This window comes from Erwinia sp. MYb416 (genome assembly GCF_037479575.1).
GTDB lineage: Bacteria > Pseudomonadota > Gammaproteobacteria > Enterobacterales > Enterobacteriaceae > Erwinia > Erwinia rhapontici.
The window spans coordinates 1-624 of the sequence record NZ_JBBGYT010000260.1; the positions used below are offsets into that span (position 1 = coordinate 1).

The following is a 624-nucleotide window of genomic DNA, read 5'->3' on the forward strand; positions in this document are numbered from 1 at the left end:
ATGCGCACCATCGGCGGGCTGGCAGCCACCTGTTGCTGAGTCTGATATTGCTCCTGACCGTTAACCTGCTGCCAGCCAAACACCCGTACCTGCATCAGCGTGGTACTGGCACCGCGGTTTTCCAGCCACAGTTCGGTGGCTTTGTCGTTCTGACTGATTTTGGGATCGATCGGCCAGATGAGCACCGAGTTCCCGGCATGAGCATTGAGTGCCAGAACGCTCAGCAGCAGAGTGAATAGCGCGCCTGCGAGGTGATGTTTTTTCATTATTGCTCCTTCAATTCCCCGAAATTACCAGCTCAAAGTCACCGTCAAAGTGTCGCTGTAGGTCCCGGCGCGGTTAACACCGCTCAGTTGTAACTGGCCGTAGATGGGCAGCGTAATATTGTTGGCATTGCTCAGCGTCAGTGCCACATTCTGATTCACCGGAATGGCGGTGGTATGAGCGGCACTGGTGTACAGGCTATACGCCACCAGGTTGGTGTTGCCGGCGACTCTCAAGTTGCGTGTGGTGGTGTAGTTACTCCCGCCGTTGATACTCATACTCAGTGCCGTTCCCGGTGTGCAGGCCAGCGTAATACTGGAATTCTGCACATAGGCGGCATTGGCGGTAATAGTGCCTACA

Annotated in this window: 2 protein-coding genes; both read right to left on the reverse strand. The window is 55.1% G+C overall.

Annotated elements, in window-relative coordinates; all coding sequences use genetic code 11:
* The coding region (locus WH277_RS02375) for a fimbrial biogenesis chaperone (protein WP_445235301.1) at window positions 1-266 on the reverse strand (266 nt) is incomplete at its 3' end.
* A 24-nt stretch (window positions 267-290) separates the two neighbouring features.
* Window positions 291-624 (reverse strand): Csu type fimbrial protein (locus WH277_RS02380; protein ID WP_339504193.1); only part of this gene is annotated, 334 nt, incomplete at its 5' end.